The organism is Chryseobacterium arthrosphaerae, assembly GCF_001684965.1.
GTDB classification, from domain to species: Bacteria; Bacteroidota; Bacteroidia; order Flavobacteriales; family Weeksellaceae; genus Chryseobacterium; species Chryseobacterium arthrosphaerae.
Genome location: NZ_MAYG01000001.1, coordinates 20920 through 33253 on the forward strand (window position 1 = coordinate 20920; position 12334 = coordinate 33253).

General features: G+C 38.6%; 8 protein-coding genes and 4 tRNA genes. 8 read left to right on the plus strand and 4 right to left on the minus strand.

Annotated features, from left to right (window positions below; all coding sequences use genetic code 11):
- Positions 1 to 23: 23 nt before the first annotated feature.
- From BBI00_RS00070 to BBI00_RS00100, 7 genes are all read left to right on the plus strand, one after another.
- The gene (locus tag BBI00_RS00070) at positions 24 to 770 is read left to right on the plus strand and encodes a glycerophosphodiester phosphodiesterase (RefSeq protein WP_065396855.1); all 747 of its coding nucleotides are present in this window, start codon (positions 24 to 26) and stop codon (positions 768 to 770) included.
- A gap of 446 nt (positions 771 to 1216) precedes the next feature.
- Positions 1217 to 4189: a SusC/RagA family TonB-linked outer membrane protein gene (locus tag BBI00_RS00075; protein ID WP_065396856.1), complete on the plus strand. Its 2973-nt coding sequence runs from the start codon at positions 1217 to 1219 to the stop codon at positions 4187 to 4189.
- A 12-nt stretch (positions 4190 to 4201) separates the two neighbouring features.
- Positions 4202 to 5647 carry a SusD/RagB family nutrient-binding outer membrane lipoprotein gene (locus tag BBI00_RS00080; RefSeq protein ID WP_065396857.1) on the plus strand — a complete coding sequence of 482 codons (1446 nt, stop codon included), beginning with the start codon at positions 4202 to 4204 and terminating at the stop codon, positions 5645 to 5647.
- Between the two features lie 26 nt (positions 5648 to 5673).
- The gene (locus tag BBI00_RS00085) at positions 5674 to 7263 is read left to right on the plus strand and encodes a calcineurin-like phosphoesterase C-terminal domain-containing protein (RefSeq protein WP_185116310.1); all 1590 of its coding nucleotides are present in this window, start codon (positions 5674 to 5676) and stop codon (positions 7261 to 7263) included.
- A gap of 512 nt (positions 7264 to 7775) precedes the next feature.
- Positions 7776 to 8489, plus strand: a complete 714-nt coding sequence (locus BBI00_RS00090; RefSeq protein ID WP_065396858.1) for a 3-ketoacyl-ACP reductase — start codon at positions 7776 to 7778, stop codon at positions 8487 to 8489.
- A 212-nt stretch (positions 8490 to 8701) separates the two neighbouring features.
- Positions 8702 to 9529 carry a 50S ribosomal protein L11 methyltransferase gene (gene prmA / locus BBI00_RS00095; RefSeq protein WP_065396859.1) on the plus strand — a complete coding sequence of 276 codons (828 nt, stop codon included), beginning with the start codon at positions 8702 to 8704 and terminating at the stop codon, positions 9527 to 9529.
- Positions 9530 to 9540: 11 nt separating this feature from the next.
- Complete coding sequence (locus BBI00_RS00100; protein ID WP_065396860.1) at positions 9541 to 10386, plus strand: SH3 domain-containing protein; 846 nt, start codon at positions 9541 to 9543, stop codon at positions 10384 to 10386.
- Positions 10387 to 11059: 673 nt separating this feature from the next.
- On the opposite strand, the gene BBI00_RS00105 is transcribed toward BBI00_RS00100, so the two are convergent.
- The 4 genes from BBI00_RS00105 to BBI00_RS00120 all read right to left on the minus strand — a co-directional run bounded on the left by BBI00_RS00105 (position 11060) and on the right by BBI00_RS00120 (position 11485).
- Positions 11060 to 11133 (minus strand) — tRNA-Arg (locus BBI00_RS00105).
- Between the two features lie 18 nt (positions 11134 to 11151).
- Positions 11152 to 11226, minus strand: a tRNA-Pro gene (locus tag BBI00_RS00110).
- A 96-nt stretch (positions 11227 to 11322) separates the two neighbouring features.
- Positions 11323 to 11396: transfer RNA gene (locus tag BBI00_RS00115), tRNA-Arg, on the minus strand.
- A 14-nt stretch (positions 11397 to 11410) separates the two neighbouring features.
- Positions 11411 to 11485, minus strand: a tRNA-Pro gene (locus BBI00_RS00120).
- Between the two features lie 255 nt (positions 11486 to 11740).
- Here BBI00_RS00120 and BBI00_RS00125 point away from each other — a divergent pair.
- On the plus strand, positions 11741 to 12271 hold the full coding sequence (locus BBI00_RS00125; protein ID WP_065396861.1) for a thermonuclease family protein: 531 nt from the start codon (positions 11741 to 11743) through the stop codon (positions 12269 to 12271).
- Positions 12272 to 12334: the final 63 nt, after the last annotated feature.

Sequence of the window (12334 nt, forward strand, 5' to 3'; positions counted from 1 at the left end):
GTTTTAATTATCTAAATTATATTATGAAAAATTTTATCTTAGGCTTAGCAGTTTTAAGTACGGTTCTCATGAAAGCACAAACTCAGATTATAGCACACAGAGGATATTTTCAGACTCAGCCTCCAACGACGGAAAATTCTTTAAAATCCTTAGAAAATGCCCAGAAGCTAAAAGTTTACGGGTCAGAATTTGATGTGAGAATGACAAAAGATGGTGTCCTGGTGATCAATCATGATGAGCATCACGGTAAAATGGAAATTTCGGAAACTTCTTTCAAAGAACTGGAGCAGCTGAAATTATCGAACGGTGAAAAGTTTCCCACTTTAAAAGATTATTTAAAACAGGGAAAGAAAGATCCGTCAGTAAAACTGATTGTTGAGATCAAACCGGCCAAAACCCCGGAAATAGAAAACGAGATCACTAAGAAAACCATTCAGATGATCAAAGATATGAAGCTTGAATCTCAGAGTGAATTTATTTCATTCAGTTTAAATATCTGCAGGGAGATCAAAAAACAGGCGCCTTCTTTTAAAGTTCAGTATCTGAACGGAGAATTGTCGCCGGAACAGATCAGAAAAGAAGGATTGGACGGGATGGATTATCATTTCAGTGTATTTCAGAAAAACCCAACTTGGATTGCTGAAGCGAAAGCACTCAGCCTTATCACAAACTCATGGACTGTAAATGACGTGGCAGTATATGAAGAATTAAAAAAACAGGGAATCGGATTTGTAACAACCAATATCCCTGAACAGCTGAAAAATAAATAGTACTGTAATTCCGATCAGGCAGAGTCATCTGCTACTTGCTAAAACGACAATCGGAAACTTCATAATCCCGCTCTTACTTCCAGTACTTAGCAAAAAGACACAGCCTGCACTTTTAAGTGCAGGCTGTGTCTTTTTTTATTGAAAAATCTCCGATTTGTATGAACCAGTAGTCAATAAGACTGAATTTGATTATTATAAATAATTGATTTTTAGTTATTTGTGTTTGTTGTGTGGTATTATCTCATGTGAAGACAATAAAGATACATAAATATAGCGGTGAACTGGCATTAAAAATACTTAATGAGTTAAGAGGCTGTTTGATAGCATGTTATCCAATATTGTTAAGGAAAAATTAACATATTATTCAATAATCTTTTAAAAAACGTTAAAATCGTATTAAAACCGTACTCATAATGTCGTTTTAATTTTGCGCAAACAAAAAGGAAATGCGTAAAGAGACACAAAAACTGTTGGTTTTGTCACTGTTAGGATTATTCAGTACTCATCTGACGGCTCAGCAGAAAGCTAAAAAAGACAGTATTAAAGGAATTGACGAAGTAGTTGTTACTGCTTTGGGGATCAAAAGAGAAGACAGGTCTTTGGGATATTCTACTCAAACCGTTAAATCTGAAGAACTTCTGAGAACTCAGAACAACAACTGGGCACAGGCTTTAGAGGGTAAAGTTGCCGGATTAAAGATTCAGACCGCCGGAGCCGGACCTCTTGGAACAAGCCGTATCACCCTTCGTGGAGACATTTCTATGAGTATTGGAAATAATGATGCACTGATTGTTGTGGACGGTGTTCCTCTGAGCGGAAGAAGAACAGGGACGGGAACAGCAGCCTATGGTGCCGGCTCAGGAGGAGATCTGCCCATTGATTATGGAGACAGTTTCAACAGCATCAATCCGGATGATATTGAATCTATTTCCATTCTGAAAGGCCCTACTGCATCTGCTTTATACGGTTCCAGAGGATCAAGGGGAGCCGTAATGATTACGACCAAATCAGGAAAGACCAAAAAAGGAAAAGTTCAGGTGACCTTAAATTCCTACACAAGCTTTGACAGCGTTCTGAAATGGCCGGATTATCAGTATGAATACGGGCAGGGAACCCAGCAGAGAGATAAAAACGGGAACTACTATTATTCTTACGGAGCTTCTGTGGATGGAGTGAATACAGGATCTACCAGCAGTGCTTTCGGGCCTAAATTTGATGGCCAGTACTATTTTCAGTACGATCCGGCCATAGAAGGACAGAGCCTGGAAAGAAAACTCTGGAGACCTTACAAAAATAATATCAAAGACTTCTGGCAGGTAGGTGCCAATTATTCCAACAGCTTATCTGTGGAGCATTCCAATGAAAGTACTGCTTTCAGAACATCCCTTTCTTACCTGAAAAATGAATGGATGATGCCTAATACAGGTTTCGACAGACTGAATGCAGCTTTGTCCCTGGATCATAAACTGAGCAGCAGACTGAAAATCGGAACCAAAATCAATTTCAGCAATACCAAAAGTGACAACCTTCCCGCAACGGGGTACAATAACCAGTCGATTTCCTATTTCATGATTTTCCAGAATCCGAATGTAGACCTGGACTGGTATAAGCCGATCTGGAGAAAAGGAGCCGAGCAGATAGATCAGGTGCATCCTTTCAGCTCATATATCGATAACCCTTACCTGATCGCTTACGAAAATCTGAACAGTACAAACAAGAAAATAATAACCGGAAATATCAATATCAGCTATCAGCTGGCAAAGAATTTTGATATCGCCTATAAAACAGGTCTGGAATGGAGCAATGAGCTTCGTACCCAAAGGAGACCGTGGAGCTCTGCCAATTATCTGAAAGGATTTTACAGAGAACAGTACATCAGGTATTTTGATCTGAATAATGACGTTCTGCTTACTTACAAAAATAAATTCGGTGACATTGGAGTAACAGCTTCTGCAGGAGGAAATATCAGATATCATGAATACACAATGAATGATTACAGGGCAATAGGACTCAACAGGGCCGGACTTTACCAGCTTTCCAATGCTACTTCACAGGACTTTAAGCTTGCCAGTCCTAATGATAACCAGGTGAATAGTGTATATGCACTAGCCAATTTCAGCTATAAAGATATGATCTTCCTGGATGTGACGGCAAGAAATGACTGGAGCAGCACACTTCCAAAGCACAATAGGTCATATTTTTATCCGTCAGTAGCTTCTTCATTTGTTTTATCTGATATTTTTAAATTAAAATCAGATAATGTAAACCTTTGGAAGCTGAGGTTATCATGGTCACAGGTCGGAAACGATACGTACAACTACATGCTTGAAAAATATTATGACAACAGTGTGTTTATAGGCTCAGTAGAATCCCCTTCCTTATACCCGAATCCAAACCTTAAACCGGAAATGATCACGAATATAGAAGGAGGAATGGATTTTAATCTTCTTAAAAACAGATTGATCTTCAACTTTACGTTTTATCAGAATAACTCCAAAGACCAGTCGGTCATTATTCCTGTATTGTATGAAACAGGTTATAACAAAAGAATCATTAACTCCGGTGAGCTGAGAAACAGAGGAATTGAAATGTCCCTGAATGCTTACCCTGTCAAAACGAAAAATTTCTCATGGAACGTGAATGCCAACTGGTCTATGAACAGGAATAAAATCCTGTCCTTGCCCGAGGAATTTAAAGGAACACCCTATACGATGGGAAGCATAGGCGGAGTGGTATATTATAATGCAGTAGTGGGCGGTTCTTTGGGAGATATGTACGGATACGGACTGATGTATTCCCCGGATGGGCAGGTGATTTATGGCACTGACGGCCTTACCGCAAAACCGAATGAAATGAAAAAGATAGGAAATGCTTATCCGAAATGGAGGGCGGGTCTTCAGAACGAATTCAGGTATAAAAATATCAGTGTCAGCTTCTCATTTGACGGTCAGTATAAAGGAATTGCCTATTCGCAGTCCCATCACAAAATGTCTGAGCAGGGAAAACTTACCCATACACTTGTAGGAAGAGATAACCCAGGCGGTCTTATTGTAGGAGAAGGAGTGGTTCAGAATCCGGACGGAAGCTTTTCACCCAATACAAAGGGAATTCCTGTCTATACGTATTACGGGGATTATTACAGAAGAGCCAATGTGGAAACCAACTCATTTGATACCTCATTCATTAAGCTGAGAGATGCGAGAATCTCTTATTCTTTCCCGAAATCTACTATTGAACCTTTAAAAGTTACAGATATTACCCTTGCCTTATTCGGAAGAAACCTTTGGATGTGGTCGAAATTCCCATTATTTGATCCGGAAGTGGCTGCCCTGGATAATGCTACCATTACCCCGGGAGTGGAAGTAGGGCAGTTGCCGCAGTCCAGAACAATCGGAATTCAGTTAAACGTTAAATTTTAAAAATCAGAAAAAATGAAAAAACTAATCTATATATGCTCATTTCTTGCCCTTGTAAGCAGTACCGTTTCGTGTGAAAGGAGCCTTGATGAGATCAATAAAGATAAAAGCAGGGTCAATGTGCCCGTTGCCAGTGCCTTGCTGGTTCCGGTGCAGTATAATATGTCTGTAGTGGGATACAACAGAGCTAATGATTTTACTTTCGACATCATGCAGGTTTCCCTTGATTTTCCTAATGAAGGCAACTCGCTGAGCAGGTATTACATCACAGAAAATACAGGATCCGGGTTCTGGAACAATTCTTACAAATGGCTGAAGCAGGTGGATGATCTGAAAAAAGCTGCCATTGCTGAAGGAGACAAAAATTATCAGGCTATTTCCATGGTTTTGAACGCGTGGATCTATTCCAACCTTACCGATACCTATGGTGACGTCCCTTTTTCGCAGGCATCCCAGCTGGAAGACTATATTTTACAGCCAAGGTTTGATAAGCAGAAAGATATTTATGTGCGTCTGCTGGATGACCTTAAAACTGCCAATTCCCTATTTGTTACCAATAAAATGCTTACCGGGGGAGATCTTTTCTATAAAGCAGATACAGATCCGAACGGAATCAACAACTGGAAGAAGTTCTGTAATTCACTTTCTCTGAGATTACTGACAAGAATTTTAAGCAAGGATGGAGACGTGAATGTCAAAGAAAGAATTCAGGAAATTGCCAATAATCCTGCAGTATATCCGGTTTTTCAAAGCAATGCGGATGCTGCAAAGCTTGATATCACGGGAGTTTCCCCATTGATGCCGCCTATTGCAAGACCTCAGGATTTTACGACAGGAAGGGCAGCTTCAGACTTTTTTGTACAGGCTCTAAAAGCAAATAATGATCCCCGTATACCGATGTTCCTTAGCCAGGCAAAAGACCTGAAAGGAAATAATATAGGCTATGTGGGCGCTCCGTCAGGATATCCTTTCGGAACCGTATTTACTTACCAGCCATCAAACCTTAATCAGAACCTGGCAAAGGCACCCATGAAAATTTTTATATATCCTTATGCCGAGCTTCAGTTCACAATGGCTGAGCTTGCCCTTAAAGGCATCATCAGCGGAAGTGCAAAAAGCTATTATGAAAGCGGTGTAAAGTCTTCTATCGAACAATGGGGAGCGGTAACTCCTGCCAATTATTTCGACAACCCGAACGTTGCCTATGAAGCAGATCTGAAAAAAATAATGCTCCAAAAATACATCGCCTTATTCTTCGTAGATCATCAGCAGTGGTTTGAAAAAAGAAGAACAGGATTTCCGGTACTTCCCAATAACGGAGGATTACTGAATAACGGTAATCTTCCGCAGAGACTGATGTATCCTCCTAACCCTAAAGTATTGAATACTGCAAACTATCAGATAGCAGTACAGCAGATGGGCGGAGATGATATCAATGTGAAAATGTGGTGGAATAAATAACTGTTTTTTAAATAAATAATAAAAATATGAAAAGTAATATAAAACTTCTGTTGCCTTGTATGCTGGTTTCTGCAATGGCATTCTCCCAGTCTTCCGTTTCAGGGTATGTATATGAAGACATCAATAAAAACCAGAAAAAGGAAAACCGTGAAAAAGGAATTGCAGGAGTAGCGGTCTCTAATGGAGTTCAGGTTGTGCTGACGGATAAAAACGGACGTTACAGTCTCCCTGTACAGGACGATCAGACCATTTTTGTGATCAAGCCTTCAGGATATCAGACCGCTATGAACAGCAATAATCTGCCTCAGTTTTATTATCATCATAAGACAAAAGGTTCACCGGCGGATTTTAAATATAAAGGAGTTGCACCCACAGGAGAACTTCCGGGAGAACTGAACTTCCCGCTTTACAGGCAAAACGAAAGCAAGACCTTTGATATCCTTGTTTTTGGAGATCCGCAGCCTTATACGGAAAAAGAGCTGGACTACTTCAGGAGAGGAATTGTAAATGAAGTTAAAAATACCAGGAAAAATGCAGTATTGGGAATCAGTCTGGGTGATCTGGTAGGAGATAACCTGAGCTTACAGAAGCCTTACGCCGATGTGATGAAAGAAATAGGTCTGCCATGGTATAATGTAATGGGAAACCACGATATGAACTACGATGCCAAAGAAGATAAACAATCTGATGAAACTTTTGAAGCCAATTTTGGCCCGGCCAACTATTCTTTCAATTATGGTAATGTACACTTTATCATTTTAGACGATATTCTTTATCCTGATCCAAGAGACGGCAAAGGCTATTGGGGAGGCTTCCGTGAAGATCAGCTTCAGTTTATTGAAAACGATCTTAAATTGGTAAACAGAGACCAACTGATTGTAGTGTCTTTCCATATTCCGCTGGAACATAAAAATGAAGACAGCTTCAGGAACAGCGACCGCCAGAAGTTATTTGACTTTTTAAATCCATTCCAAAATGTATTGCTTTTATCCGCACATACTCACATTCAGCAGCAGATCTTCTATGGAAAAAAAGAAGGCTGGAACGGGATCCGGGAACTGCATGAATACAATGCGGGAACAACCTGTGGAGACTGGTATTCCGGAACTCCTGACGACAAGGGGCTTCCTACTTCTACGATGAGAGACGGTACAGCAAAAGGATATTCCTTTATCAGCTTTAATGACAATCAGTATAAAATAAAATACAAAACTGCCGGGAAACCGGAAGATTATCAGATCAGATTATATGTTCCGAAAGTAATTCCTTTCCCGTCGAAAACCTCAGCAAAAATATTGGCTAACTTCTTTATGGGAAGCAAAAAAGACAAAGTTGAATACAGAATAGACAACGGAAAATGGGAAGAAATGGAATATGATGAAACCATTGACCCGAATTTTGCCCTATCTGTTTTCAAATGGGATACTACGGCAAAGATTTTAGAGGGAAGAAGGCCTTCGAATCCTGAAATGTCAAAACATATTTGGAAAGCAGGTTTTCCAAAGAAATTATCATTGGGAAAACATACCGTGGAGGTAAAAGCTGTTGATATGTTCGGAAATGAATTCTCTGCTTCAGAAGAATTTGAAGTACAGAATTCAATTCAGATTCCTTAAGCTTTTTATTTTTTTTACTATACCTTTTTTAGATTTTGAAGCCGGTTCAGCAAAAGACCGGCTTTTATTTTTGCTGAGATTAAACCACAAAAGTCACAAAAAGATTTATTTTAAACCACTTTAGTATGAGTAATACTGTATAACTGAGTTCAATTTAGATGAAAATCAGAGATTTCATAAACTTTGGTGTACTTTATATGTTCATGCCTGTTACTTCAAATAACTTAAGTGTTTAAAATCTTTTGTGCCTTTTGTGGTTTTATTATTTTATCTCCCGCAGATACCACAGATTACGCAGATCTCTGTGATAAGAAAATCTTAGATTTTCAAGCAACTTAAGTGTCCTTATTGTGCGCTCAGTTTATTCCTTAAAATAACTTAAGTGTTTAAAATCTTTTGTGCCTTTTGTGGTTAATAACCATCAACAACCATAAAAAACTATTAAATCTCCATTTTCCCCACCCCATAAAAATGTTCTTTCGTAAATTTGCATCACGAAAAGTATTACTACTATGAATATAAACGGAAAAAATGCCATCATCACAGGTGGCGGAAGAGGATTGGGGAAAGCCGTAGCTTTAGCTTTGGCGCATGAAGGCGTAAACGTTGCCATTACAGGAAGAAACGAAGAGAACCTTAAAATGACGGTTGAGGAGATCAAAAAACTGGGCGTAAACTCTGCCTATGCAGTTTTTTCTGTAGACAATGAAATTCAGGTAAAAGCAGGAATAGAAGCTTTGGCAGAGCAATTGGGAGGAATTGATATTCTGATCAACAACGCAGGAATCGGTGATTTCGGTACTATCGAAGAAATGTCTTCTGAAACATGGGAACAGGTCATTAAAACCAATTTGTTCGGGGTGTATTATGCAGCTAAAGCCGTTCACCCGTTTATGAAAGCTAAAGGAGAAGGAGATATCGTAAACGTAGCATCTACAGCAGGATTGAAAGGTGGCCCGAATATGTCTGCCTATGCCGCTTCAAAAGCTGCAGTGGTATCTTTATCACAGTCTATGATGGCAGAATGGAGAAAGCAGAACATCCGTGTGATCACCCTTACCCCAAGTACCATTGCCTCTGATATGAGCATCCAGGGAGGTCTTACAGACGGAAATCCTGATAAAGTATTGCAGCCGGAAGACTTTGCAGAATGGGTAAGAGATATTCTGAAAATGAACAGAAGAGCATTAATTGCCAATGGTTCTATTTTCTCTACCAATCCATAAGATTTAAAATTTGAAGTTGAAGCTTCAATTATTTTAACATAACAATACTTCAATAGGAGCGGGCTTTAGCCCGCTCTCTTTATAAAATACCTTCAAATGGCTTTAGCCGAAACCTAAAAAATAAACGTAAAATCCCCTGACTTTATCCAAAACTTACCCCTTCCATTTTTTTAACAATAATAACATTAGTATTTTTGCAGCAAATTACTCACATGCAAAATTATTTAGAATTCAATTTCAGGATTTCTCCATTACAACCCTGGAACGAGATATTAATGGCAGAACTTATAGAAATAGGTTTTGACAGCTTTACAGAAGAAATTGACGGAATTTTAGGATATATCCAGACTGATTTGTTCAACGAAGAGCAGCTGAAGGCACTTTCTATCATTCAAAATGAAAATGTAAAAATTGAATATTCTTTCGAAGAAATGCCGAATATCAACTGGAATGAAGAATGGGAAAAGAATTTCTCCCCGATCAATATTGATGATAAAGTACTGATCAGAGCAGAATTCCATGAATCGGTGCCGGGAATTCATGAAATTATCATTCAGCCTAAAATGTCTTTCGGAACAGGGCATCATCCTACGACCCATTTGATGATCCAGCAGATGATGGATATTGATTTTAATGGTAAAAAAGTCCTGGATATGGGATGTGGAACCTCCGTATTGGCAATCTATGCAAAACAGCAGGGAGCCGGAGATACCAAAGCAATCGATATTGATGAATGGTCTGTAGAGAATTCAAAAGAAAATGCCGTAAGAAACAATGTGGAGCTGGATATTGAACAGGGAACAGCAGAAAATCTTGGGCAGGAACATTTTGATATTATCCTGGCAAACATCAACAGAAATATTCTTATTTCAGATATTCCAACCTATGTTTCAGTACTGAATGACGGAGGAAAACTATTACTCTCCGGACTTTGTTTCTTTGATGTAGATGATATTCTTGAGGTTTGCAGAGAGAGCGGTCTTGAGCTGAAAAAACAATTGCAGCGTGAAGAATGGGTAAGTCTGCTGCTTGAAAAATAATAAAAACAGATATGAAAACTTTTTTGACGGCTTTATTTTTACTGATGCTGCAGTTGATGACAGCACAGGAAAATGAAATTTATGCAGACGGTGTTTTTGGTTTTGAAGAGAACAAAGCCCAGAAAATTTTTACAGATTGGACGAGAGTCAGAAAAGACCCGGCTGTGAATGCCCGGATTGTAGATTCATTGCAGACCAATCAGCAGGTTATGATCCTTAAAAAAGAAGAAACTGTTCCCGTTCTGAAGCTGGGGGAAAGAAAAGCCAATTGGTATAAAATTTCTTACCAGAAAGGAGATACAACTGCTGAAGGATATGTCTGGGGTGGTAATCTTTGTGTAGGCTTTCGTAATAAAAACGGTTATGACTTCCTCTTTGGGCTGTCAAAAACAGTGGAAAGAAAAAACAAAGAATATAATGATATTGAAAAGCAGAATATTGCCGGTATAAAAGTAATGGAGGGCAATACGCTTATAGATGAAGCCTATTTCAATACAGGAAAAGAAGAAGAGTTGAGTACTGCAGCTTTTACTATTGAAAGCAATCATAAACTGCAGAATGTAGAATTCACTCTGAAAGCAATGGTTTCCGGAGAAGCATGCGGTGTGGCAACCTACGACCAGTATGTTTTTTTTAAAGATAAGAAGCTGATTGTTATTCCGCAATTGATGAATGTAGCTGATGCCGGAGTTTTCTATCATAGTGAAGAATATGTTTTTCCCAATGATAAAGGTGGAATTCCGGGAGCATTTATCCTGAAAACAGAAGATATGGAAATGGATGATAAAGACAGGGAAATCAAAAAACATTCTTCCAAGACATATTTGTGGAATGGAAGCATCTATAAACAGAAATAATTAAATATTCAGATAGAGATAAAAACCGTTGTTTTGACAGCGGTTTTTATTTTTTTCCAAAGCCAGAAGAGACTTGTCTACAGTTAATAGATGATCGTCAGACATTATTAAATTCTTTTAATAGAAGGTTTTAAGCTTGCAGATCTTTACGGATATAAAAAATAGGATTGGAAATAAACCAACCCTACCCAAACATGATTAAGTGTATAGTTAAGCCATCAAAAATGGCTACAAGGAATTATAAAGTGCACAAAAAGATTTTTATTGACTCTTAATCGATGTCCCTTAATAATTAAAACTAACTTTTAACGATCTTCTGATCAAGTTTACAGTAAAATTACCGGGATTTGTAATCTGTCGCTATAAAACATTTGCTGACCCGGTAAAATAAGCCGGCGAAACGGCATTTTTATATGATGAAGTGTAGAATGATCATTTTATCTATCATATATCTAAACCTGACAGGTTTTTACAACCTGTTAGGTTTATTGATCAGACTAAAAAATCTATGGATCTACGTGGTTTGAAAAGCTACAGAATAAAGAAATTCAAAAGATTTTTTAGATTTATAAAACCTGTAAAGCTTCAGTAATCGCAGAAGGACTCGAACCTTTCTATTAACTTCTTTTTTTATAAACAAAAAAAAGACTCACAATAAAAATTGTGAGTCCTGTGAGCGCGAAAGGATTCGAACCTTTGACCGTCTGCTTAGAAGGCAGATGCTCTATCCAGCTGAGCTACGCACCCTTAAAATTTTGAAAAAAGTCGGGGCGGCAGGATTCGAACCTGCGACCTCCTGGTCCCAAACCAGGCGCGATGACCGGACTACGCTACGCCCCGATGAGGTCATCTGTAACGAATTTTACTTCGTTTTGCATTGCAAAGATACAACACTTTTTGAAACAAAAAACTCACAAGATAACTGTGAGCATTGAGTGAGCGCGAAAGGATTCGAACCTTTGACCGTCTGCTTAGAAGGCAGATGCTCTATCCAGCTGAGCTACGCACCCTTAAATTTTTTAAGTCGGGGCGGCAGGATTCGAACCTGCGACCTCCTGGTCCCAAACCAGGCGCGATGACCGGACTACGCTACGCCCCGAGGTGGCCATCAATAACGAATTTTACTTCGTTTTTGCGGTTGCAAAGGTACAATACTTTTTGGAATAAAAAAATAAATTTTAAGATAAATTTTAATTAATTTTTTGATGATACTTTTTCATTAACTTTACCCGATTAATAACCATTGACTTACCTTATTTAAAAAAAATGAAGAAAAATTTCCGGTTCTCCCGCCAGTCCTGCATTTTCTAGGAATATTTTGTTTGTGAAAAATACTAATTCCTATATTTGTCCCATGAAACGATTAATGTTGATGTATCTGTTTTTCCCGGTATTAATGTTCTCACAGACCAGCGGAAAAGTGATCAAAATTTCAGATGGGGATACCATTACTTTACTTTTAGAAGGAAACCAACAAAAAAAGCTCAGACTGGCGGAAGTCGACTGTCCTGAAAACGGTCAGGCATTCGGGAAGAATGCCAAAAAGTTTACTTCTGCCCAGGTGTTTGGTAAAACAGTAAATTTTGTGGAAACCACTACAGACCGCTATGGACGTTCCGTTGCCAAAGTATATTATGACGATGGAAAATACCTTTCCAAAGAGCTGATCAAAGCAGGCATGGGGTGGTGGTACTTCTCTTATTCTAAAGATACCACCTTAGGGAAAGTACAGGAAAAAGCTCAGGCTAAGAAAATTGGCCTCTGGCAGGATGTGAATGCCATGGCTCCCTGGGAATACAGGAAAATGAAAAGAGAAGCTTCAAAACTTAAAAAATCCGAAGCATCCAAAAACGAAATCAAAGTAAAAACAAAAGGAGTGATATAAATCGCTCCTTTGTTGTATTGTGAGTAGTTTATTAACTTCAGTTCAGTTTTAAATTACACTTTT